The organism is Natrarchaeobius chitinivorans, from assembly GCF_003841505.1.
GTDB classification, from domain to species: Archaea; Halobacteriota; Halobacteria; order Halobacteriales; family Natrialbaceae; genus Natrarchaeobius; species Natrarchaeobius chitinivorans.
On the sequence record NZ_REGA01000032.1, the window covers coordinates 1 to 22985 of the forward strand.

The 22985-nt window shown below is 61.8% G+C and carries 15 protein-coding genes and 1 pseudogene; 5 read left to right on the forward strand and 11 right to left on the reverse strand.

Annotated features, from left to right (window positions below):
- Positions 1-205: 205 nt before the first annotated feature.
- The 6 genes from EA473_RS21190 to EA473_RS21220 form a co-directional block, all read right to left on the reverse strand.
- Positions 206-1579, reverse strand: a complete 1374-nt coding sequence (locus EA473_RS21190; protein WP_124197606.1) for an aspartate aminotransferase family protein — start codon at positions 1577-1579, stop codon at positions 206-208.
- 261 nt (positions 1580-1840) lie between these two features.
- Positions 1841-3001 (reverse strand): NAD(P)/FAD-dependent oxidoreductase, encoded by a 1161-nt coding sequence (locus EA473_RS21200; RefSeq protein WP_124197608.1) that lies wholly within the window; start codon positions 2999-3001, stop codon positions 1841-1843.
- Between the two features lie 167 nt (positions 3002-3168).
- Positions 3169-4284, reverse strand: coding sequence for a class II histone deacetylase (locus EA473_RS21205; RefSeq protein ID WP_124197609.1), 1116 nt, complete (start codon positions 4282-4284; stop codon positions 3169-3171).
- A gap of 90 nt (positions 4285-4374) precedes the next feature.
- Positions 4375-5601, reverse strand: a complete 1227-nt coding sequence (locus EA473_RS21210; protein ID WP_124197610.1) for a M24 family metallopeptidase — start codon at positions 5599-5601, stop codon at positions 4375-4377.
- Between the two features lie 143 nt (positions 5602-5744).
- On the reverse strand, positions 5745-7817 hold the full coding sequence (locus EA473_RS21215; RefSeq protein WP_124197611.1) for a hydantoinase/oxoprolinase family protein: 2073 nt from the start codon (positions 7815-7817) through the stop codon (positions 5745-5747).
- Positions 7814-9619, reverse strand: coding sequence for a hydantoinase B/oxoprolinase family protein (locus EA473_RS21220; RefSeq protein ID WP_124197612.1), 1806 nt, complete (start codon positions 9617-9619; stop codon positions 7814-7816). Before EA473_RS21220 ends, EA473_RS21215 begins: the two co-directional genes overlap by 4 nt.
- Positions 9620-9931: 312 nt before the next feature.
- Between EA473_RS21220 and EA473_RS21225 the strand changes: the two genes are divergently transcribed.
- The 5 genes from EA473_RS21225 (at position 9932) to EA473_RS21245 (ending at position 15460) form a co-directional block, all read left to right on the forward strand.
- Positions 9932-11044 carry an ABC transporter substrate-binding protein gene (locus EA473_RS21225; RefSeq protein ID WP_124197613.1) on the forward strand — a complete coding sequence of 371 codons (1113 nt, stop codon included), beginning with the start codon at positions 9932-9934 and terminating at the stop codon, positions 11042-11044.
- Complete coding sequence (locus EA473_RS21230; RefSeq protein WP_124197614.1) at positions 11037-12167, forward strand: ABC transporter ATP-binding protein; 1131 nt, start codon at positions 11037-11039, stop codon at positions 12165-12167. The genes EA473_RS21225 and EA473_RS21230 overlap by 8 nt, the downstream gene beginning before the upstream one ends.
- Positions 12164-13063: an ABC transporter permease gene (locus EA473_RS21235; RefSeq protein ID WP_124197615.1), complete on the forward strand. Its 900-nt coding sequence runs from the start codon at positions 12164-12166 to the stop codon at positions 13061-13063. Before EA473_RS21230 ends, EA473_RS21235 begins: the two co-directional genes overlap by 4 nt.
- Positions 13060-13914 carry an ABC transporter permease gene (locus EA473_RS21240; protein WP_243645335.1) on the forward strand — a complete coding sequence of 285 codons (855 nt, stop codon included), beginning with the start codon at positions 13060-13062 and terminating at the stop codon, positions 13912-13914. Before EA473_RS21235 ends, EA473_RS21240 begins: the two co-directional genes overlap by 4 nt.
- 388 nt (positions 13915-14302) lie before the next feature.
- Positions 14303-15460, forward strand: a complete 1158-nt coding sequence (locus EA473_RS21245; RefSeq protein ID WP_124197616.1) for an NAD(P)/FAD-dependent oxidoreductase — start codon at positions 14303-14305, stop codon at positions 15458-15460.
- 170 nt (positions 15461-15630) lie between these two features.
- On the opposite strand, the gene EA473_RS21250 is transcribed toward EA473_RS21245, so the two are convergent.
- From EA473_RS21250 to EA473_RS21270, 5 genes and pseudogenes are all read right to left on the reverse strand, one after another.
- The gene (locus EA473_RS21250; RefSeq protein WP_124197617.1) at positions 15631-17484 is read right to left on the reverse strand and encodes an aldehyde ferredoxin oxidoreductase family protein; all 1854 of its coding nucleotides are present in this window, start codon (positions 17482-17484) and stop codon (positions 15631-15633) included.
- A 1132-nt stretch (positions 17485-18616) separates the two neighbouring features.
- Positions 18617-19573: a hypothetical protein gene (locus tag EA473_RS21255; protein ID WP_124197618.1), complete on the reverse strand. Its 957-nt coding sequence runs from the start codon at positions 19571-19573 to the stop codon at positions 18617-18619.
- Between the two features lie 187 nt (positions 19574-19760).
- Entirely contained in the window at positions 19761-20618 is an 858-nt protein-coding gene (locus EA473_RS21260; protein WP_124197619.1) for a sugar phosphate isomerase/epimerase family protein, read from the reverse strand.
- 416 nt (positions 20619-21034) lie between these two features.
- Positions 21035-22312, reverse strand: a complete 1278-nt coding sequence (gene aroA / locus EA473_RS21265) for a 3-phosphoshikimate 1-carboxyvinyltransferase (RefSeq protein ID WP_124197620.1) — start codon at positions 22310-22312, stop codon at positions 21035-21037.
- 424 nt (positions 22313-22736) lie between these two features.
- Positions 22737-22985 (reverse strand): annotated as a pseudogene (locus tag EA473_RS21270) (IS66 family transposase); the annotation flags it as partial.

Here is a 22985-nt window from a genome sequence, read left to right on the forward strand (position 1 = left end):
CCCAGTGCCTCAACCAGCGCATCCCTGACGCGGCGACACTCCGAACGGAGGTCGCCGCGTGGGAAACTGACCGTAACGAGGCTACCGTCTCGATCGACTGGCAGTTCACTGCCGATGATGCCCGAACGAAGTTACTCCGGCTCTATCCAACTATCACGGAGAAAAAGCAGGACTAGGCTGTCCACACTTGCGAGCGCACTAGTTCTCACCGAACGCGTCGGAACGCGTCTTCGGCGACCTCGAGGGCGAAGTCGATCTGTTCGTCGGTGTTGGTGTAGGACGTGAAAAACCGTTCGTACTGATCGTCGTTGCCGAACAGGACGCCGCTCGCGGCGGCTTCGAACCACCAGTCCCGGAACAGGTCGTCGTCAGCCTGCCACGTCTCGCGCTGGGTCGTCGGGGCCTCGTCCAGCATAAACAGCGTTCCCATCGATCCGACGTACTGGACGGACGCCTCGACGCCGGCTTCGTCCGCAGCGACCTGTAGCCCGTCGAAGAGTCGCTCGGCGAGCGGTTCGATGGTCTCGAACACCGGTTCTTCCTCGAGTACCTCGAGTGTTGCGAGTCCCGCAGCACACGAGACGGGGTGGCCGTTGTAGGTCCCGCCGTGGAACGCCGACGTCTTCCACTTGTCCTTCGGATTCTCCGCCGGCGGTTCGATTTCGGCCATGAGATCTTCGCGGCCGCCGAACGCGGCGAGCTGGTAGCCGCCGCCGGCGACCTTGGCGAACGTCGTCATGTCGGGCGTGACGCCGAATCGGCCCTGCGCACTCCCCGGACCGAGCCGGAATCCGGTCATCACCTCGTCCCAGATTAGGACGATGTCGAGTTCCTCGGTCAGTTCCCGGAGGAACTCGTGGTAGCCCTCGTCCGGTGGGAGAACCCCACAGGAAGCCATCACCGGCTCGAGAATGACACAGGCGAGGTCGTCAGCGTGCTCGCGAAGGATTCGCTCGGTCGCTTCCTCGTCGTTGAACGGGAACGCGACGACGGTGTCGGTGACCGCGTCCGGGATGCCGGTCCCGTAGGGAACCGTCTCGGGGTCGTCCTCGGGACCGAGCGCCTCCTCGGACGCCGACACCGACTGCAGGGCGTAGTCGTGTGCGCCGGCGTAGCCACCTTCCGGTTTGGCGATCTTCGAGTTGCCCGTGTACGAGCGGGCGACGCGGATCGCGTGCATCGTCGCCTCGGTTCCGCTGTTCGCGAGACGAAGCTTCTCGACGCTCGGCGTCATCGACTCGATCTGTTCCATCACCTCGATGGCGATCGTCTGCGGGATCGCCGTCACGCTCCCGCACGCTTCGATCTGCGACTCGACGCGGTCGACGACGTCGGGGTAGTTGTGCCCGAGGATTCCCGGGCCCAGTCCCATCAGAAAGTCGAGATACTCGTTACCGTCGACGTCGTAGACGTACGATCCGTCCGCCTCGCCGAGGTAAAACGGGTACGGGCGAACGGAGCGGACGTTCGACTCGACGCCGAGCGGCGTCACGTCTCGAGCCCGTTCGTGAAACGACCGACTCGTCGGCGTCTGTTCGTACAGTCTTCGGAAATGCCTGTTATCGTCCTCCGAACTCATGGCAGTCGTGTTTCGAGTCGGCCATCATAAGCGTTCGCATGACTTGCGCGCGGCGGCGGATCGAACGACGTCTCATACGGATATAGTAACAACTGAAACGATGTACACACCGATCGCCGATCCGTCCCGCGATCGGGTGTGCAATGACGTTCAGTGGCTACTATAGCTGTACCTGTATACCGCAGCGACCGCGGGACGTCGCCTGGTCTGCGGAAATGATCGATAGTAGCCCGATTCACGTCGCGACTCGAGCCATCTCGATCAGATTTCGGAGGTGGAGACGTACTCGAACGTGTCCGTGACGGAATCGAAACGGTCGGGATCGAACACGTCCGGCGAGAACTCGATCGAGACGCCCGTCAGATGGTGGCGGACGACGGGGCCGACGACCGGCGACGCCATCACACCCAGCCCGTTGAACCCGGTCGCGACGATCAGACCGTCCGGTCCGCCCGGCGGCGGGCCGATGATCGGGCGCGTGTCGGGCGATGCGGTGTCGACACCGCTCCAGCCGTTGACGAATCCGGCGGCTTCGAAGCCGTCGATGAACGAGGGGACGAAATCGGCGACCTCGAGCGTGAACGACTCGTCGGCGTCGGTTGAGGCCGCGAGAGGATCGGAAATCGGTTCGTGAGCGCCGCCGATCAGCAGGTCGCCGTTGTGTTCCGGGCGGAAGTAGAGGTGTTCGTCGCCGAGGCGACCGAGCGGGAAATCGTCGGAAAGCGGCGACTCGGGCTCGAGGACGATACACTGGGTCCGGTACGGGCGGACCGGAACGCTTGCCCCGTCGGGGAGCAACTGCGGAGTTCGCCAGCCGGCGGCGACGACGACGGCGTCCGCGGGGTAGTGGCCGTTATCCGCGGTCTCGACCCCAGTTACGCCGGAGTCGTCCGTCGTGACGCCCGTGACCGTGACGCCCGCCTCGACCGTGGCTCCCGCGTCTTCTGCCGTCGATCGAACAGCACTGGCGTACGTGTACGGATCGACCCAGCCGGTGTCCTCGTAGAGAACGGCACCGGCGAAGCCCTCGAGGTCGAACTGCGGGTATCGATCGGCGACCGCGGAGGCGTCTAGATACCCGACCGGGAACCCTTTTTCCGCCAGCTCTGTGGCGGTTGCGTTCGCCTCCTTTCGGTCGGTCGGCCTGACGAAATCGAGGCGATCCCGTTCGTGGAACTCGAATCCGTTCGTCCCGTCGAACCGCCGAACGTACTCGTTGGCGTAGGTTGCGACGGCGGGCCGATCGCTGTAAAAGAGCGTCGGCGCGACGAGTCCGGCCGAGACGCCGGTCGCGCCCGTGGCGACGTTGTCGCGCTCGAGCAGGGTCACGGTGTGATCGACGGCGAGTTCGCGCGCCGCCTGACAGCCCGCTATTCCCCCACCAACCACGATGACGGTCGGTTCGTCTGTGTTACTCGTCATTGATGCAGTTGCCCATTGTAGGACCAAGCCACATATAACCGTTCTCCTGTAGTACCAACTGAACCGAGTTACACACAGGTCGTCCGATTCGGCGTGCGTACGTCGCGACGGTCGAACTGTCGCGGCGAACCGACGCCCATTCCAACCATCTCAGCGCTCGAGCAAGCTCACGGGAGGTCCCAGTGATCCTCACAGGCCGCGGCCGCAGTATCGATCCACTCCGCCGCCAGTTCCTCGTTTTCCTCGAGGACGCCGAACGGATCCGTCGCCTCCGTTTCGACGCCGAGTGCGCCCTCGAGGACGCCGAGCGTGGCGAACGCGAGGTGTGAAAGCTGGTAGCCGCCTTCCTGAACGATCGCCAGCGAACCGTCGGCGTGGTCGTCGGCGAGGGCTCGGGTTCTCGCGGCGATCGATCTGTAGCCGTCTTTCGTCACGAGGTTCCGTCCGCCAGGGTCGGCGACGCCGGCGTCCTGTCCCGCGCTGGCGAGGAGCAGATCGGGATCGAACGCCGAGACGATGGGCTCGATCAGCCGATCGTATGCGTACTCGTATCCGCCGTCTCCGGTTCCAGGCGGGAGCGGGACGTTGACGTTGTATCCCGTCCCGTCCCCCTCGCCCCGTTCGTCGACGTCGCCAGTCTGTGGGTGGTTCGGCCCCCAGGCCCCGAAGTCGTTGTGGAGGTTGATCACCAGCACGTCGTCGCGGTCGTAAAAACACTCCTGGGTGCCGTTGCCGTGGTGGACGTCCCAGTCGATGATGGCGACGCTGTCCGCACGACCGGTGTCCAGGGCGTGTTCGGCGGCGACCGCGACGGAGTTGATAAAGCAGTAGCCGTCGGCCATCCCAGGCTGTGCGTGATGACCCGGCGGTCGGGACATCGCGTACGGAACGACGTCGTCGTCCTCGAGCGTCTCCGTGGCTGCAGCCGCCGCGGCACCCGCCGCCGCAGCCGACGCCCTGTAGGCGCTCTCGGTCACTTCGGTGGACGCGGTCACGCGTTCGCCACCACGCCGGGACGCGTTCCGAATCTCCTCGAGATACGCCGGATCGTGGACGGCGGTCAACTGCGCTTCGGTCGCCGGCTGTACCGACCGGTACTCCGTCCGCTCGGGGAGCCAGCGATCGATCGCCGATTTGATGTTCAACAGCCGCTCGGGTCGCTCGGGGTGGGGTTCGTCGATCGCGAGCCACTCGCGGGCGGGAAACTCGTAGGTGCCGTTCGACATTCGATGGGTGAGAAACAGTTCGTCCCAGTGGACGCTGAGAGTCCGTTCGGATGTCATCGAATCGTACCTTGGCCAGCGACGGTATAATTATTGTGGTGGATTACTGACAGCCGCGATTACACCGATTCACCGGGACGGGAGACCGGATCACTCGAGCACGAGGAGTTCCGGCGAGAAGTCGCTGAGGCGGTCGGCCCCTTCCTCGTCGTAGACGAACGTATCGATCAGCCCGCACATGCCGCTTCCGCGGGGGAGATAGAAGTTCGATTCGTACTGGACCGTCGTTCCGGGCGAAAACTCCATCTCGAGGTCCTCGTCGGGTCCGTACACGTAGTGGCCGACCCAGTCCGGCGGGAACGAGATGCCCAGTTCGTAGCCGCCGGTGAACCACCGATCCTCCCATATTCCGGCGTCCCGGTAGTAACTCTCGAGTTCCGGATTGATCTCGTCGGTGTGGACCGACGGCTCCGCGAGGTCCTCGAGGAGGGTGATCCCCCCGGCGGCGGTGTCGATCATCTCGGCGACGGGTTCGTCCGGTTCGCCGACCGAGATCATGCGGGCGAGATTCGCGTGATAGCGGTTGTACACGCCACAGAGGTCGATACTGATGAGGTCGCCGTGCATCACGCTATTTCGCCCGGCCAGCGAGTGAAGCGAAGAAACCCGCGCGCCCGTGGCGACGTGGGTCGGAATCGCGGAGTGCTCGCCGCCGGCTTCGTACATCGCTCGTTCGATTTCGCCTTTGATCTCGAGTTCCGTGACGCCCGGTTCGATAAACTCGAGAGCCGCCTGCAGTCCGACGTCGGCGATCCGTCCCGCTTTCCGCACGTACGATAGCTCGAGGGGAGACTTGTCCTCTCTGAGGACCCGTCCGACGTCGGTTGCGTCGGTGACGGTACAGCCTTCCGATTCGAACGCCGTCTCCATCTTCCGGCTCCAGTGTGGCGTCGGTCGGTAGTGTCTCTGTTCGAACCCGACGGTCCCCGAGAGCCACCCCTCCGAACCGAGTTGGTCGATCAGATACTCCACGGGGCCGAGATCACCCTCCCAGATGCGCACGTCCGAGGCGATGCTCGTGTACTTGACGAGCAGTTCCTCCGTCTGTTTCTCGAACTGGATTAGCTCCTCGTCTTCGCGGCTGATCGCCACACCCATGACCGGCGCCATCCGACCTGGACTTTGCTCCTGGTACCACTCGTTCTGGTAGCCGGTGAAGTAGAAGATGCTCTCCGGGGAGGTACAGTAAAGCAGGTCGATCCCCCGGTCTTCCATTTCGGCGACCGCCCTCGATAATCGATCCTCGTACTCGCTCAACGGAAACGGGACCGACAGTTCGGCACCGTACTCGTTCAGGGCCGCCTCACGATAACTCATGGCTCACTAGAGGCCAGTTCGGATACTTATGTATTTTGTTTGGAGAAACGCAAAAGGTTCCCGAAGCGGGCGAATGCGGGTCAGAGAACGCAGCCTGTAACGGTTTGGCGATTACTCCGTCCGCATCGAGGCGAATTCGGCGATCACTCGGTCCCGACCGAGACGTGATAGTTCCCGTGTTCGGTGATCGAGAGCGTATCACCTGGCGGGACGATCACCGTCGTCGTCGGCGAATCGACGATCGCCGGACCAGTAGTTTCCTGTCCCGGCGAGAGCGCGGCCGCGTCGAACACCGGCGTCGAGTGCAGTTCGCCGTCGAAGTACGCCTGTCGCCGCTCGTATCGAGCCTCGTCGATACTGCCCGTCGCCTCGCCGTCCGCCGCCGACGAGACGGAGCCGTCCGTCTGCCCCGTCGCCTCGAGACGCCAGTAGAGGAACTCGACGTCCTGATCGTCCATCCGGAACCCGTAGGTGTCGTCGTGAGTTTGATGGAACGCCTCGACGAGATCGGCCTCGTCGCCGGGTTCGATGGGGGGATCGGCGATCGGGACCTCGAGTTCCCAGACCTGGCGCGGGTAGCGCGCCTCGGTGTAGTACTCGATGGACCGATCCGCCTCGGCGAAGCCGGTTCGGTCGAAGAAGTCGATCGCTTGCGCCTCGAGATCGGTCAGAACCTCGTCGACGCCGTCGTGATCGAACCGGTCGCTCTCGGTGAAGTGACTCGCGGAGAAGTCCCGCCTGACGTCGGAGACGACGCCGCCGATCGAACTGACGACGCCGGCGTTTCTCGGCAGGACGACGTCCTCGACGCCGACTCCCTTCGCGAGCATCGCGGCGTGGACGCCGAGCGCGCCGCCGCCGCCGGAGAGGACGTAGTTCCGGAGGTCGACGCCGCGCTGGATCGTCGTCTCCCTAATCCCGTTGATCATGTCCTGGTTCGCCGTCGCGACGACGGAACGCGCCGCCTCGAGCGGGGAGATCCCGAGCGGGTCGCCGACGTGTTCCTCGAGTGCGGCCTCCGCTGCGTCCCTGCTGATCTGCATGTCGCCGCCGAGGAACCGCTCCTCGCTCAGGTAGCCGAGGACGAGCGCCGCGTCGGTGACCGTCGGACGCTCGCCGCCGCGGAGGTAACAGGCCGGCCCCGGAACGGCGCTCGCGCTTTCCGGCCCGACCCGGAGAAGGCCACCTTCGTCGACCCACGCGATGCTCCCGCCGCCGGAGCCGATGCTCTTGACCTCGACCTTCTCGATTCCGAGGAGGTCGTCGCCGATCTCCGCTTCTCTCGTCCGCGGAATCGTTCCGTCGTTGACGAGACTCATGTCGAGGCTCGTCCCACCCATGTCGAGTGCGATCACGTTCGCGCTGTCGCGCTCGAGGCCGACGAATCGGTCGGCGGCGACCGGCAACATCGTCGGCCCCGCGTCGACGAGCCAGACGGGCGTCCGGACGATCTCGTCGATCGACATCACCCCGCCGTTGGCGGTGATGATGAGGGGTTCGCCGTCGAACCCGATCTCCGCCAGTTCCGCCGACAGTTTCTCGAAGTACCGAGACACCTGGTTGTGCAGCGAGGCGTCGATACACGTCGAGACCGTCCGTCGATACTCGCGGATGATCGGGTTGACCTCGTGGCTCAGCGAACAGTGCAGCGACGGGTCGATGGAGTCGATTATCTCCCCGGTCCGTCGTTCGTGGGCGGCGTTGGCGTGAGACCAGAGGTACGAGACGGCGATCGAATCGATTCCCTTCGAGCGAATCTCGTCGACCGTCTCCCGAACCGCCTCCTCGTCGAGCGGTGTGACGACGTCTCCCTCCGCATCGATCCGCTCCGGGATCCCGTAGATCTGCGATCGAGGGACGTACGGCTCCGGATAGTCCATCTGCCAGTCGTATGGATCTTCCTTCCCGCCTTCCCGAAGGACCAGCGTATCGCGAAACCCCTCGGTCGTCAGCAGGGCAGTCTCCGCCGTCGTTTCTTCGATGATCGCGTTCGTCGCGATCGTCGTGCCGTGGACGAGCCGGGTCGTCCGCTCGAGGAACTCCTCGGTGGTGAGCCCCTGTTCCGAGCTCGCCGCATCGAGGGCGTCGAAGAACCCGCGCGTGTACTCGTCGGGCGTGGTCGGAACTTTAACCGAGTCCGTTCGGCCGGTCTCCGTCTCCTGGAGGTACAGGTCCGTAAACGTTCCACCGATGTCGATCGTTACCTTGTAGCTCATCGCTCCACCTCATTGCGGCGTTCGCGCGTGGCGTCTTCGTCGATTTCGATTCCGGTCGACGTCTCCTCGAGGACGACGCCGTAGTCCTCGTCGGCCCCGTCGACGGTGACGTATCCCTGTTCGACGTCCGAGCGGACGCGTTCTGGGTCGCGTTCGAACGGATCGCCGTATCCGCCGCCACCGGCGAACCGTCCGATAACCGTCTCGCCGGGTCCGACCTCGACGACGTTTATCGACGGCGTATCGACGACGGTGCCGTCGGCGGTCTCGATTTTGGTCGCGGCTTTCCCCCCGGCCTTACCCCCGCGGATTCCCTTCGGGGGAAACTCGGTCGCGTTGCCGAAGTAGGTTACCGTGATTTCGGTATCTCGCGGCCGGTAGCGACAGATACAGCCGGGTGCACCGCGCCACTTGCCGGGACCGCCGGTGTCGGGAACTAGTTCGTTTTCCTCGACGAGGATCGGATACTGGTGTTCGTCCACCTCGACGCTGTCCCTGTAGATCACTCCGCCGGTTATCGGAATGCCGTACATCATCCAGCCGTCGTGACCGTGAACCGCCGGACCGCCGCCGCCGTAGTAGATGACCTGGTTGACGAACTCCTCGTCGCGGCGCGGGTCGACGCCGGAGATGTTGCTCACGACGATCGGCATCCCCGACGCCCCCTCGGCCATTCCGTAGGGCTCCCCGAGCTGTCCGAACGACGCCTGAACGGCGTTGAACAGCGTATCGCAGACGTTCGTCGTCGCGAGGGACGTGCCCGCCGGATACTCCGGCCGACCGACGACCTTCCCGTCGCCCATCTCGACGTCGATGCGGTCGATACAGCCCTGGTTGTGCGGGATGTCGGCGTCGAGGTTGTTGAAGATCCCCCCGTAGACCGCCGCGACGGTCGTCGCCTCGGTCAGGTTGAACCCCGCCGGAATGGTATCCTCGTTGTCGGTCAGATCCACGACGATCCGTTCCTCGTCGGGCAGGATCGACAGCTCGACGGTGACCGGAACGCCCTCTGGTGCCGCGTCCGGGATCGGATCGTGGTGTGCGGTGTGTGAGATCGTCTCCGCCGGAAGGGTCGCGATCTCCTGGCGCATCATGCGTTCTCCGTACTCGAGCCACTCCTCGACGAACGTCTTCACGACGTCGACGCCGTACTCCTCACAGAGATTCTGAATCTCCGTCTCGCCGCGTCGGACGGAGGCGACCTGCGCCCGGTAATCGCCGTACCACTGGGTCTCTCCGACGCGGATGTTCTCCGTACACATCCGCACGATGTCTTCTCGATCCTCGTACTCCCGTTGAATGCGTACCGAAGGGAGATGCATCCCCTCCTCGAAGACGGTTTCGCCGTCCGCGACGTACGTCGACGGAACCGGTGCGCCGACGTCAGCCTGGTGGGCCCGGCTGACCGTCCAGAACAGCGGCTCGCCGTCGCAAAACACCGGCGAGTGAAGCGTGTAATCGGCGTGGTGGGTGTTTCCGGCGTACGGCGAGTTGGTGAGAAAACAATCGCCGGGCCGAACGTCGTCGAAGTACTCTCGAGTCACCTGCGGAACGAGGTGGATGTTCGCCAGGTGGATCGGCAACCCCTCGTCGATCATGAACTGTCGCCCGTCGTAGAGCGTGATCGCCGAGGAGAAATCCCGCGCGACGCTGATGATGTTACTACGGGCGGATTTCAACAGCGACTGCGTCATGTCCCTGGTTATCGCCTCGAACTTCTTCGAGAGGACGGTCATGAGATACGGTTCTAACTCCGACGGACCGGTACCGCCGTCGTGACACTGGGTATTATCCTCACTCATATTATCTCTATCACTCGTATCGATTGCTCCAGCGTTCGTCTTTGCGTTCGGGTTGTAATGAAAGTTCGTCCGAGTGGAGACTGTCGGCGACGTCGTTCGGGTGAGGACACCGTCGACGCTCAAGAGCAAAAATAGATCGGAAGATCGGACACGACGTTTCGATACCGGAGATACCCACAATCGGGTCCTCGATACGGTTCTCGAGTCGAATCGGTGGATCTCGAGACGACCAGCACCGAGAGAGTCGTCGTCGTGTGTTTGTACGCACCTCCGATAGTTTTATTTAGGTGAAACGGGATAGTGGGGCATGCTATGACGGATAAAGACACAACGGGCACCAGTATGGGGAGTGGGATATCCAGGCGACAGTTTGCCTCGGTGGCTGGGACGGCAGCGGTGGGGGCGGTCGCAGGCTGTCTCGGAAGCGACGCGCAAACGATTCGGGTAGCAGCCTGGAGTGGAACCTACGCTGAGAACTTCGAGGAGGGCGTGGTTGACCCATTCAGGGAGGAGACGGACCACGAGGTAGAGGTCATCCCCGAGTGGGCCGAAATGCTCTCGCGGGTCCGAAGCGCTCCGGAGGACAATCCTCCGTTCGACCTCATGTCTGCCCACGGCGACTTCCTGCTGCGGGGTGCTGCGGACGATCTCTTCGCTGAAGTCGATCTCGACAACATCCCGAATCTCGACACCGTCTATCCGCATCTCCGCAACGAGTTCCGCACCGAATACCTCGAGTACGGCGTACCGACCGACGGCGCGTCGTACGCGATCGTCTACGACGAATCGAACGTCGACTTTACGCCGACGGACTGGACCGACTTCCTTCGAGACGAGGTCGATTCCGGAGCGCTCGAGGCCGGGTTCTGGACGGACACGATCAGTACCGTTGCCGTCATGACCGGCGAAGCCGAGGGTGCAAACGAACTGTACGACGAGCAATACCACGACGCGCTTATCGGCGTCCTCGAGGAACTGGACGAGAACCACATCGAGGCCTGGACCGCCGGCGGCGCGGAACTGTGGGAGAACCTCCGGCAAGAGGTCGTGAACATGGGAATGTCCTACACCGGATCGGGGTGGGTCGAGACGGACGACAACGACGATTGGGAGATCGTTACCCCGTCGGTCACGTCCGGATACTTCGATCACTTCGTCCGGGTTCGGGGTACCGACGAGAAGAAAGAAGCCGTCGAAGAGTTCATGAATCACATGCTCGATCCAGAGATCCAAGAGCGATGGTACGAGAGCGGAAACGTCCTGCTCGCGAGCGAGGAAGCCGAGTACGACAGTCGCGGCGAGGAGACGTACCCGACGTCGAACGACGAGATGGAGACGATGCTGAGCGGGTTCCCCAACTTCCAGCAGCTTCAGCCACATTACGATACCCTGAACGAGCAGTTCAGCGAAATCGTATATGAATGAGCGAACGATCGAATCGGCGTCGGCACCGAGCCAGCTCGAGTGTCGAAACCTCGGCAAGGCCTACGGCGACATCCAGGCCGTCGAGGATTTCTCCCTCGAGATAGAGGAGGGAGAACTGTTCTGTTTGCTCGGCCCGAGTGGCTGTGGGAAGTCGACGACGCTGCAGATGCTGGCCGGTCTGGAACAGCCGACGTCTGGGAGTGTGTACATGGCCGGCAACGACGTAACCTACACGCCGGCGTACGACAGGGACACGTCGATGGTGTTTCAGAGCTGGGCGCTTTTCCCCCAGATGACGGTCCTCGAGAACGCGGCGTTCGGGCTCAAGATGGACGGCGTCGACCGGGAGACTCGGAGAGAAAAGAGCCTCGAGATGCTGGAGATGGTCGAGATGGCCGACTACCACGACAAGTCGGTGACGGAACTCAGCGGCGGACAGAAACAGCGCGTCGCGCTCGCCCGATCGCTCGTGCTCCAGCCGTCGGTCTTGCTCCTCGACGAGCCGCTTTCGAATCTCGACAAGCAACTCCGGGAAGCGATGCAGATCGAACTCAACGCCATCCACGACGAACTCGATCAGACGATGGTGTACGTCACGCACGATCAGGACGAGGCGTTTACCCTCGCCGATCGGATCGGTATCATGAACCACGGGGAACTCGTCCAGTCGGGGCCACCTCGAGAGGTGTACGACGAGCCGGCAAACAGGTTCGTCGAGGAGTTCCTGGGCGATACGAACATGGTAAGCGGCGAACTGGCGCGGACGAACGGCACCGACTGCGTCGTCGAGACGGATCTCGGGTCGTCCGTGACGGTGTCGAAAGCCGCCAACGGTGCCGCCCCCGGCGACACGGTAGCGCTGTCGATTCGACCCGAAAAAATCGCCGTGGCCGAGGAGAACGCCGCGACCGACCGGGACGGGGACCTCTCGGTCGTCGGCGAGGTCGTCCATCGACTGTACCGCGGCTCGATGGTCCGGTACTTCGTCGAGGTCAACGGCGAAGAGATCTTCTTCGAGAGACGCATCGGCGAGGACCTCGGACTCTCGCCGGGGACGACCGTCCGAATCGAGTACGAAAAAGACGAGATAAACGCGTTCGACGGACAGGGTGAACTGATTTGAACGGGATCGCAGATATCGCACACTCGATACAGGCGGCCATCGACCAGCGAGGGCGAACGTCGCTTCTGTTGCTCGCCCCGATTTTGCTGTTCAAAACGATATTCTTCGTGATCCCATTTTTCATTCTCGTCCGGATGAGCCTCCACGAGACAGACCAGAGCGGTGCCTACAATCCCGGCGTGACCCTCGACAGTTACGTCGACATCCTCTCTTCGAGTTTCATCCACGGGATCATGGCGTACACGTTCCGGACCGCTATCGTCGTCACGATCGTGACCCTTCTCGTCAGCATTCCCTACGCCCACGCCGCCTGGCGAGCGGACGGGATGACCAAGAACGTACTCCTGTTGACCGTCGTCGTCTCGTTGCTCACGACGCTGGTCGTCAAGATGTACGCGTGGGTCGTTCTGCTCTCCCCGATCGGCGTCGTCAGTCAGGCGGTCAACCGGTTTACGGGAGCGGACCAGGTCCAGTTGCTCAACAACGAGTTCGCCGTCGTCGTCGGGATCGTCTACATGGTCGCCCCGTACGCGATTCTGGCGATCTACAGCGTGCTCGTCTCGATCGACGAAGACCTGATCGACGCCGCACTCGATCTCGGCGCGAGTCGACCCCGAGCGTTCTACGAAGTCGTCTTGCCGAACGCGGTTCCGGGAATCGCCGTCGCAACGGTGCTCGCGTTCACCTGGAGCATCGGCGCTTACGCAGCGCCCGTCTTGCTCGGCTCCTCGAGCGAACGCACCTTCGCCGTGCAGGTCGAAGAGTACGTCATCAGCCAGTTCAACTGGCCACACGGCGCGGCGCTGTCGGTGATTATCGTCGTCATCGTCTTCGTATCGCTGCTGGCGTTTTTCGCCTTCATCGGCCGACGCGACGTCGGAGGTGAGATGTTTTGATCGAATCGACGAAACGACGGCTCGCACGGCGGCTCACGATCGCCCGAACGCGGCCTCGCGAGACGGTCGAACTGATCGCCTTTCGGCTCCTGTACGGTGCCGTTCTGGCGGCGATGATCGCGCCGCTTTTGATCATCGTCGGGACCTCGTTCAACCACGACGCCACCCTGACGTTTCCGCCGGACCAGTTCTCGCTCGTCTGGTACCAGGAGTTCCTGACCGATTCCCGGTGGATGCGCGCGTTCGCCAACAGTCTGTTGATCGCCTCGGCGACCACGGTGCTCTCGCTGGTTCTCGGAACCACCGCCGCCTACGGCATCCAGGGCGTCGACTCGAGGATCACGCAGGTGCTGCTTCCGGTGGTCCTGTTGCCGCTTCTCATCCCGCCGGTCGTCATCGGCATCGTGCTCGTCATCTACATGAGCATGCTGGGGCTCTTCCAGACGTACGTCAGCATCGTGATCGCCCACACGCTCTGGGCGGCACCGCTCGTGTTCTTCGTCATGCAGGCCGTCCTCTCGCGGTTCGACTGGCAGCTTCGGGATGCGGCGCTCGACCTCGGAGGAACGCCGCTCGAGGCGTTCCGGCACGCGGCACTCCCGCAGATCAAGTCGGGAATCGCCGCCGCCGGACTCATCGCGTTCATCATCAGCCTCCAGGAGTTCATCATGGCGCTGTTCCTGAGCAGCTACGCCACGCAGACGGTGCCGGTGCTCGCGTGGTCCGCGCTCCGGCAGTTCATCGACCCGATCATCAGCGTCGTCTCGACGATCCTGATGCTGTCGATATTCGTCGTCCTCGTGCCGATCGTACTGCTGTTCAGCTTCGACTGGGTCGCGAGACAGCTCTAGCTGGCTCTCGACCGATACCGACTCTTCGTCCCCTCCAAACGTCGACTGACGAGCGAAACCGACACCACCCGTATGAGTTCGCTCATCAGTTCAAGCTCGGGACACTACTTATCGACTGTACGGCGCGAGACTGGTTCGGTTTTGAATGGTTCCACGAAGATTCGGACCCGGAGATCGACGACCGAGCGCCAGTTCGACCGCCCCAGCGCCGTCGTGACCCGAACAGTCATTACGGTGGATTCGAAAATCGATAGCAGTACAATGGGCACGAGGCGAGCAGACCGTGATCGGACCGTCGTTCGAACCCGACGAACGGAGACGCATCAAGCGGCGCGGGGGCGGGCATCAATCGCGACTAGCTATCGACCGGTCGGCGGAGCGGACGACCATGAGTGACTGCGATCGCGTCGCGATTATCGGCGGCGGCGTCATCGGCTGTGCCGTCGCTCGAGCGCTCGCGCCCGACCACGACGTTCGCGTCTTCGAGAGCGGCCAGATCGCGGGGGGTGCGACGGCGCTCGCCGCGGGTGAAGTGACGACGCTCTCGAACTACGAGGATTACCCGGACATCGCCTGGCACTCGATCGACTTCTTTCGCGAGTACGACGGCACGCGGGCGGTCACGTTCAGCGAACGCGCCAGCATCGGTCTGGTCGAGCCAGACCGCGAGGGCGAAAAGCGCCGGTACGTCGACCGAGTTGCCGCCGACGGGTTGCCGGTCTCGTTTCTCGAGGCGGCCGAGGCGAGCGACCGGTACCCACGCTTCGACTTCTCGGAGTACGCCGGCGTGGTAGAGCATCGGGTGTCGGGCCACGTCGATCCGTACACGTTCACGGTGAGCCTCCAGCGGGACGCCGAAGAAGACGGTGCGGTATTCCACACCGGGACGGAAGTGACGGGGCTAACGGCGCAGAACGGAGCGATCAGCGCCGTCGAAACCGCGGACGGGCGCGTCGAAACCGATCGCGTGATCTGTGCGGCCGGATGGCGGACGCGAGAGGTCCTCCTCGAGACGCTCGACGTCCCCGTTCCGGTGCGGCCCTACCGGACCCAGTGTATCGTCCTCGAACCCGAGGAGCCGCTCTCGGCCGACTTTCCGATGGGGTGGTACCCCGAAGAACACGTCTACTTCCGCGGAGAGGCCAACGGCGATCTGCTGGTCGGCGGGTGGTCGTTCGCCGAAGACGATCCCCGGGGAGCAAGCGGGGACGCCGACGAGGCGTTCCGCAACCACGTTGCAGATCTCGTCCCGCGTTTTCTCGAGGGGTTCGACCGAGCGCGGTACGTCGACGACTGGGCGGGAATCGACGGCGCGACGCCCGACACGCGACCGATCATCGATACGCCGGCGGACGGCCCGGACGGACTGGTGGTCGCGACGGGGTTCAACGGCCGCGGGATCATGACCGCACCCGTCGCGGCAACGGCCGTCCGGTCGATTCTCACCGGCGAAGAGCCGCCGTTCCCGATGGATCCGTTCCGACTCAAGCGCTTCGACACCCGGTCCGACGAGTTCGAGTTCATCAGTATCAGCGGGAACGAGTAGGATCGCCCGGCGCAGAAAGCGGAACCTGACGATTCGACGTTACTCAGAATCGACGTCGACGTCACTCAAAATCGACATCGCGCAGTGCCGTACGAGCGCGCCCCGTCAGGGTAAACGGGCCGAACCATCGGGAGACAGCGGCGGAAGAAACAAAGCGAGAAAACGACCGGTTACGAGAGGGCCGATTCGGGCGCGATCGAGGCGATGTCCAGACGCTCGAGCGTTTCCCGTGTCGGTTTTCCGTCGACCGTCCACCCGCGCTGGTCGTAGTACTCCTCGAGCATCGATTCGAACTCCTCCTCGGCGATCGCGTTGCCGTCGGCGGGCCCGCCGCGCTCGAGGGGCCGGGTGAATCGCTCCGGCAGGGCGTCGTCGTCCCTGTCGAAGCCCTCGCGGACGTTGAACAGCCGCGTCGCGTTCCACGCCCGTTCGCCGACGGCCTGGAGGTCCTCGACGGTCACGTCGTATCCGAGTTCGTTCAGCCACTCGCAGACGCGATCGTAGTTGTAAGCGGTGAACGAACAGGCGACCATGCTGTAGGTCAGCGCGTTCTCGTCCTGTTCTTCGATGACGACTGACGCGTGGCCGGCGGTGTCGAAGGGATCGCGCGATCCGCCGAACGCGTCGGAGGAGATGGGAAACGCCCGCTGGTGACAGCCGCCGCGATCGGAGGTCGCGTACGCGAGCGCCATCCCGAACGACGCACGGGGTTCGTACGCCGGAAGCTCGAGCCCCTTGACCTGGACTGCCGCCTCGCGAGCGTCGGGATGGCCGTCACAGAGGACGTCGGCAGCGCGTGCGGTCCCTTCCGCCAGCCCATCACCGATCCCCTCCCTGTGGGCGATCTTGCAGATGATCTCGGCTGCGGCGTCGGCATCGCCCCAGGTCAACTCTGAGTCGACGAGCCCGTGTTCCGTCACCTCCATCAGCCACGAGAGGACGTTTCCGAGAGAGATCGTGTCCATCCCCAGCGTGTCGGCGAGATTCGCCAGCTGGGTCACCTCGGTCACGTTCGTGATGTCGGTGTTCGCTCCCATCATACCGATCGTCTCGTACTCCGGCCCCCAGTCGACGCTGGCGTCGGGAAACGCCCCGTCCACATCGCTCCCCTCGAAATCGACGACGTGGCCGCACGCGACCGGACAGCCGAAACAGGAGTCCGTGTCGGTGTGGCCCGGTTCGAAGGCGTCGATGTTCAGGTCGTCGACGCTCTCGATCGTTCCGCGAGTCCAGTTGTGCGAGGGCAACGCACCGACCTCCTGGGACCAGTCGACGATGAGCTGCGTTCCGCCGTTTCTCGCCCACGATACCTCGTCGTCAGTTCCGAGTCGCTGGGTGTGTTTGACCTTGAGATCCTGCACGTCGGGCGCTTCGGGCGGGGAGTCGCCGGTCGCGACGACCGCTTTCAGGTTCTTCGACCCCATCACGGCACCGACGCCGCCGCGGCCGGCGTGATGCGTCCCCTCGTCGCTCGAGATCGTCGCGAACCGGACCTCGTTCTCGCCGGCGGGGCCGATGCAGGCCGTTTTCGTCTGCCGGCCCTCGAACTGCCGTGCCGTCTCTTTGGTGTCGAGCCCCCACAGGTCGGTGGCGTCCTCGAGTGTCACTTCGCCCTCGGTGATCCGCAGCGTAACCGGGTCGTCAGCCCGGCCCTCGACGGCGATGGCGAGGACGTCCGGGAGGGCGTAGCGAACCATCGTCGGGAAGTGCCCGCCCGAGTAGGAATCGACGTACGTGCCGGTCAACGGCGACTTCGTGACGGCTGCGTAGCGCGAGGTCCCCGGCGCGAATCCGGTGAGGGGACCGAACGTGAAATACAGGGTGTTGTCGGAGGAGAGGGGATCCGTTCCCGCCTCGACTTCCTCGAGCAACAGCGCTGCACCCAGCCCCTTCCCGGCGATGAACCGATCCCGGTACTCCTGTGGAACCGTCTCGACTTCGAGTCGCTTCTCGGTGAGGTTCACGCGGAGAAGTTTGTCAAGCTGTGTGACCTGCTCGGGGGTATCGATAGTTGCCCGCGACATTATCACGTACATTATTTTTGGTCCACAAATAAGTGTTTGGTCGCCGGACAACACCGAATACCGACACGGTTTCCGGTCTATCCGAACGACGCAACCCGACCCTGACCGCCGAAATCGGAGCTGGGTATACAGCACCAGCTATAGTAGCCACTGGAAGTCAATGCACACCTGATCGCACGACGAGAGCGCGGTTCGGAGCGTACGCGGTTCGGAGCGAACGGAGTGAGCGAGAATCGCGGAATGGCGAGCGGGGAACGAAGTGACCCGTGAGCGATGTAACGAACGAGAACCGCGATATAGCGAACGGGGAACGCAGTGACCCGTGAGCTGTGCGATCAGTGTGTAACTAGTTCCAGTTGTCACTATAGAACTGTGGACACAATTCCAGTTGGTACTATAGATGACCGACGGTACTGCCGAGAGGACCTCAGTACCGATGACGCATACGGATTGTCGTCGCGCTTTACCGGTGAGCGCAGACCTCGTCCGAGCGATCACCGGCACCGAACGACAACAGTCCGTCTCCGTCGACGGTGATCCAACCGAGTAGACGAGGGCGTAAATGGGGAACAGCAGGTATAGATACTATTCTCGATAGCTCTCGGGACGAGTTATTCTACCACCACGTCTGCGAGTTCGTTCTTTTTAGCATATCTTAATAGAAGCCAATTTCTCATGCCTTAAACCCGTTGTATGTCTTTATTTCTCTCAATAGAAAAAATAGTAACACCCATATGTATGATACTATAAATGGCAACTGTTAGATATAATATTAGAATATATACTTGGGATAGATAACAAGTTCGGTATCGATTCCGAGTGGCTCCTCGAAGCGGACGGCAATCGAAGGGCCAGCCCCACACGGATGAACGACGAGGAGTGTCAAGGGAATCGAGATTGCGGTGGGCGGGACGGTGTGAATCGAGATTGCGACCGTCACGAAGACGGCCACCAGTGCCAGCGAAAGAGACCGTTCCAACCACGCCGGTTGACGGGACAGCTACTCTCGAGACCGGAAAACGAGACGAAAACGGACAGCGTTCGAATCAGCGGTCACGAAGTGGCAGCGGCAAAGTCGATCCGCAATCACGAAGTGGCGACGAGAAAGCTGATCCACCGGAAACGCTGTGACCTAGTTGAGTTCGGCTTCCATGTTCGATTCGATCTGCGAGAGGGTCTTTTCGATGTTTTTCACCATAAGCGGCGACTTGGGCTGGTCCTCGAGGTACTTCGAGGTGAGATCCTCTTCGTGCAACCGTGAGATTTCTTCGACGAGGTCGGACTCGCTCGCGCTGTCCAGTTGATCCAGCATTTCGTTCCGGCTGTTCACGTTGCCCTTGATGTAGTCGGTTAGCGCTTTGTACACCTCGATCTTGCGCATCACTTCGTCTTCGTCGACGGATATCTGCTCGAGGATGAACGATTCGAACTCCGGAGGAAGGACAGTAAAGACCTCGATATTCCCGTAGGACACCGTACTGCTGACGGAGACGGCGATGTTGAGCTCGCGCAGGTCGCCGATAAACTTCTGGTAGGTGTTGGTGATTTCGTCCGTCTGCCACGGCGCATCGCGATCGCTACTGAAGGTCGAATCGTGCGTCGTCAGGTGACCAGACCCGAGCCTGTTGAGCCCGTAGTTTACGAAAAACAGGAGGATCTTGTCGTTGTAATCGTCGAGGACGTCGAGGATGTCGTCCATATTCGTCTCGATGAACTGCTCGACGGCTTCCGACGCGACGTCACGACCGGCCGGAGTCAGCCGCTGTGAGTTGCTACTCTGGCGTAATCCGAGATCGTAGAGCGTCCAGGATTCGTAGTTGTAATCGGGGAAGTTGATCGTATCGTACGGTGCCTCGGCTTCGGCAGTGTAGATGACGCGAAGAATATCGAGCAGTTCGTGTATCTCCTCGTCGTTGTACCCGTACAAACTTTGAAGCGACGGATGGAGTTCCGACAGCGTCGAGACGTCACCGAGCACGCCGGTTTCGATGGCCATCTCTTCGATAACGTCTTGAAACGATTGGTCCTCGCTGCGGGACTCGTTAATCGCTTGATAGAGGGCGTCCGATAATCTGACCGTCTGCGCCATAGGTTGAGTAATAAGTGGGGTATCTCCTGTTAAACCTTTCGACTATACAGGGGACCGATCCGGGAGTAGGGACCGACAAACCGACCCCAGACCACCGGACGGTCGTGCTGGATCGACGCAGGTTGGATCGACGCGGGGGCGTCTCCGACGAGGGGAGGAGTGATTGGCCTGACGAAACGAGAACGCGTCAGATGAACCGACTGGCCGTCTCGTGCGCCCGGGAATAGGCGTCCTCTCGGGGGAGCATTCGATACTCCTTCGACAGAATTTCGACACCCCACGGACCGCGAAAGCCGGTCGCTTTCACGCTCTCTACGAACGATTCGATATCGAAATCGCCCTCGCCGGGCAGTTTGCGCATATTGAGCGCCTCGTCTCGGTACTCGAGCGAGGTGTGATCGTATCCGTCAGCGAACTCCACGCCCGCAATATCGTTCGCGGATACGGTTTCTAACTGTCTGAAGTCGATGTTCGACTTTTCGACGTGCCAGTTGTCCAGTATCACACCGCCGTTGTCGACGCCGTCGACGAGATCGGTCAACTCCGAGATCGTGTCGATTATCGGATCGTACGGAAAGAGTTCGAACGCGATATCGGCGTCGTAGGACTCTGCTTCCTCGCACAACTCGAGGAACCGCCGGCTCAGTTCCTCGGTGGAAACTGGGTAGCCTTTCGGGTTGCCAACCTTGACGTGGTTGGCACCGACTTCTTCGGAAAATCGAAACAGCGTTCGGCGAACCTCGCGCTCGTTCTCCCGCCGATAATCGTCAGCGCTCAGGAGCCAATCCTGCAAGAACTCGAGTTCGACGAACTCCATCCCGTTGCGCTCGAGAATGCGGGCGATTTCCGCGAACGTATAGTTCTCCTCGTCGACCATGTGCGAGATATCGGCGTAGTGCATGCCGATTCCGGTAAAGCCGTACTCGGCCAGCGCCTCGACACGCGTTCGAAAGTCCCAGGCGCTCCACGTTCGCCTCCCGAGTGGGTCGGCATCGCCAGCGTGTAGCCAATATGATGCTAATAGGTTAGAGTTTCCACTCTTCATATTCTGAAATACAGGAGATCTTTGATCAATGTTTCCATCTGTTGCCGCTCGCTTCGTTGATAATCGCCCACACGAGAGAGGAGAGACCCGCCGATTAGTCCCCAGGCGCGTTGATTCGATCTGCTGTAACGGGTTACCGGATGAACCGCGACCGGTCGTGGGTCCCACCGGCCACGACGGAACGGTACTAGTTTGGCTCCTATCGTCGGCCACAATCGAATCTCGAGTGCGAACGCGGTAACGACAGCCGGAAACGATTCGGTGTCGCCAATCGGGAACGATCCCGACACCGCCAGTCAGAACCGGTTCGATGACGCCGATCGTGAACGATTCGACGGCGTCAGTCGCTCCGTGTGACTGCCGGCCGGCTCTGTGCGGGATCGACTCGAGACGTGGACACCCGAGGGAATACGCATCTACAGCCGGTCGACCTCGACTCCCAGTTCGGAGAGGTGGTCGAAAAACTGCGGATACGAAACGTCGACGTGTTCGGCACCGCGGATGGTGGTCGGTCCATCGGCGACGAGGCCCGCGATCGACAGCGCCATGATCAGGCGGTGATCGGAGCGGCCCTCGACCGTCGCACCAGTCAACTCCGTCTCCCCGCCGTGGACGGTCATCGTATCCTCAGTCTCGGAGACGCTGGCACCCATCTTGGTCAACGCCTCGGTCATCGCCTCGACACGGTCGGTCTCTTTCTGGCGAACGTGGGCGCAGTTCGTCATGGTCGTGGTTCCGTCGGCGACCGCCCCGAGGACGGCGATGGTCGGAAGCAGGTCTGGAATGTCGGTGACGTCGACCTCGATTCCGGACAGCGGCTGGCTCGAGACAGAGATCCGACCGTTCTCTTCGTCCCAGCTGACGTCTGCCCCCATGTCTTTCACGATGGAGACGATTTCGCTGTCACCTTGCGCGCTGGGCTGAGCCCCGGAAACGGTAACCTCTCCCGCAACGGCACCGGCAGCCAGCGGGTACGATATCGACGAAAAGTCCCCTGGAACGACGTACGGGTCCTCACGTTCGTACGACTGGTCGGGGGAGACGGCGTATCCACCGTCGGTGTCTGCGACCTGAACGCCGAAGGAGTCGAGGAGTTCGATAGTCAGATTGATGTACGGAACTTCCTTCGGCGGGGAGTCGAGTTCGATTTCGACGCCGTCTGCCATCTTCGGCCCCGCCATCAGGAGCGCCGAAATATACTGCGACGGAATATCGTCGGGAAGCGAAACGCTGCCGCCTTCCACTGGGCCGGAGACGACGACCGGTGCCTGACCGTTTCCTCGCGAACTTTCGGCGGACTCGCTACCGAGGTCCTCGAGCGCGTCGAGCAACGGCCCCTGTGGGCGTGACCGGAGCGATTCGTCCCCGGTCAACACGGTCGTCCCGTCGGCCAGTGCCGCCGTGGCAATCGTCAGACGCATCGTCGTTCCGCTGTTGGCACAGTCGATCACGTCCGCGGGGGTCGTCGGCCACTCGGCCGGCGCGTCGACGGTTATCTCGTCCTCACGCGCCACGTCGCCGCCGAACAGTCGGGTCGCTCGAGCGGTTGCTTTCGTATCGGCACTGACCAGGGGACTGCGAACGACGCCGCCGCCCGCGTATCCGGCAGCAAGTATCGCACGGTGCGTATAACTCTTTGACGGTGGTGCGCGGACGGTACCATCGACTCCCGTCGGGTATACTCGTACGTCCATATCAATGACGATCAATCCCGATTATAAAATACTACCGATAAATATTGTCCGCACGAACGAGTAATCAGCATACCAATACCCAAAATGGTTGATGAATATAGAACTTAGTCTAACGTATTCTATAAGAGGTTGAACTTCCCTCCAGTCCAGTCGAATTAGAACTGAGACGAGGAGAAATCATCTCTGTAACCACTCCAATCCCAACTAGAGACCAATATTGATGATCGATATTAGTGCTCCAATTACAAACATACTATCGTAATTATGTACATAGATGAGTGAGATTGGACATCAACCCCCAGGTAACATATATAGTACCCACATTAGAACCATAAGTGGTAACAATTCGAATAGGAGCGGATGGAACTGAGAGACACATTATAATTTCGTAACGCCGACAGTAGTTTACTTAGAGGGTATGAGTTTACCCCGAAGTCTCGACAGCCGGTACAGCGTGAGCCCGTGAGATCATCTCATTGTTGCTGACGACTCGGCGAAGTTCTTCGTAGGGATTGCGTCCCTGCTGGCGCCATGTCGCCAGCAGGGACAAGATCGTCTCGTGAACGAACATACCTCGATCGTTCCGGAGTGTCCCGATGATTTTCCGGAGAACGACTGGTTCACGAAGTGCATTCTCAGCTGCGTTGTTCGTCGGGGAGACCGCTGGCTCACC